The sequence below is a fragment of the Streptomyces turgidiscabies Car8 genome, from assembly GCF_000331005.1.
GTDB lineage: Bacteria > Actinomycetota > Actinomycetes > Streptomycetales > Streptomycetaceae > Streptomyces > Streptomyces turgidiscabies.
Genome location: NZ_AEJB01000448.1, coordinates 1 through 1,611 on the forward strand (window position 1 = coordinate 1; position 1,611 = coordinate 1,611).

The following is a 1,611-nucleotide window of genomic DNA, read 5'->3' on the forward strand; positions in this document are numbered from 1 at the left end:
CACACCGTTCCTGAGATTGTTGACAAAAACGTTGACACTCCTCTGGTGGCTCCCTACCGTCGAGCGCACCCCCCTCCCCATCGCGCAGCGACTCCTCCCCTCCCCAGGGACCGACTCTGCCGGACGATAGGAACCAACGATGTCTCCGTCCCCGTCCCCGTCCCCCGCTCCGCCCGCTCGCGGCGGCAGACTGGCCGCGCTCGTCGTCGGCCTGTGCTGGCTGGTCGTCTTCTTCGACGGTCTCGACATGTTCGTCTACGGCGCCGAACTGCCCCACATGCTGGAGCACAAGGCCCTCGGACTCGTCCCCGACCAGGCAGGCGACCTCGGCAGCTACGCCACCTTCGGCATGCTCATCGGCGCCCTGTCCGCGGGTACGGTGACCGACTGGATCGGGCGCAAGAAGGTGATCATCACCTCGACCGCCGTGTTCTCGCTGGCCTCCGCCGTGTGCGCGCTCGCCCCCACCCTCGGCGTGTTCGGCCTCGGCCGCTTCATCGCCGGCCTCGGCCTCGGCGGCCTGCTGCCCACCACGATCACCATGGTCGCCGAGTACGCCCCACGCGGCCGGGGCGCCCTGATCGTCGGCACGCTGATGACCGCGCACCAGGCCGGCGGCATCATGGCGGGCTTCCTGGGCCTGTGGACGAGCGGCCCCGACGGATGGCGTGTCGCCTACTGGATCTGTGTGCTCCCGCTGCTCGTCGGCGTCCCGCTGGTCGCGAAGTTCCTGCCCGAGTCGATGCGCTTCCTGCTCGCCAAGGGCCGCGTCGAAGAGGCCCGCGCGCTCGCCGACCGCTACGACGTCGAGCTGCCCGCCGCCGCGACGGAGCGCCCCGCCGCCGGGGACCGCTGGAGCGCCGTCGCGGCCCTCTTCCGCGGCGACCTGTGGCGCACCACCGTGCTGTTCTGGCTGGCCTCCTTCTGCGGACTCCTGCTCGTCTACGGCGTCAGCAACTGGCTGCCGACCATGATGCGCGGCGCCGGCTACGAGCTCGGCTCGTCCCTGTCCTTCCTCATCGTCATCAACCTCGGCGGCATCGTCGGCATGCTGGTCGCCGGCCGCTGCTCCGACCGCTACGGCGCCGCCCGGATCGCCACGATCTGGTTCGCCTGCACCGCGGTGGGCGTCTACCTGCTCGGCATCCGCATGGCGCTGCCGCTCACCTACACCGTGGTGTTCCTCACCGGCATGTTCCTCTTCAGCGCCCAGGCCATGATCTACGCGACGGTGGCGGGCCGTTCGACCGACGCGAACCGTGCGACGGCGGTGGGCTGGGTGTCCGGCATCGGCCGCTTCGGCGCGGTGTTCGGACCTTGGCTGGGCGGCCAGTTGGTGGCGAGCGGGTCGGAGGGCTGGGGGTTCACCGCTTTCGCATTCGCGGCGGTACTGGCGACGGTGTTCGTCGCGCTGACGGGGCTGCGCGGGCCGCGACCGCGGGCGTCGACGGAGCCGGCGTCGGAACTGTCTGCGGCGGGTTGAGGCGTCCGAGCATGTGTATTCCCACCCACCCACCCGTTCACGGTGTCTGTCCAGCCCAGGCCTCTCCCAGCCCGTCCGGCGTTTGAGGACAAGGCCCGTTCAGGGCCGGCAGGGGGGTCTGGGGGCGC

1 protein-coding gene is annotated in these 1,611 nt (G+C 70.9%); it reads left to right on the forward strand.

What is annotated here, in order from left to right; genetic code table 11:
- Positions 1 to 139: 139 nt before the first annotated feature.
- The gene (locus tag STRTUCAR8_RS32615; protein WP_006380472.1) at positions 140 to 1,483 is read left to right on the forward strand and encodes an MFS transporter; all 1,344 of its coding nucleotides are present in this window, start codon (positions 140 to 142) and stop codon (positions 1,481 to 1,483) included.
- Positions 1,484 to 1,611 lie beyond the last annotated feature (128 nt).

Excerpts from the sequence above, each read along its gene's own strand:
- STRTUCAR8_RS32615 (WP_006380472.1), top strand. The coding sequence starts at position 140 with ATGTCTCCGTCCCCGTCCCCGTCCCCCGCTCCGCCCGCTCGCGGCGGC.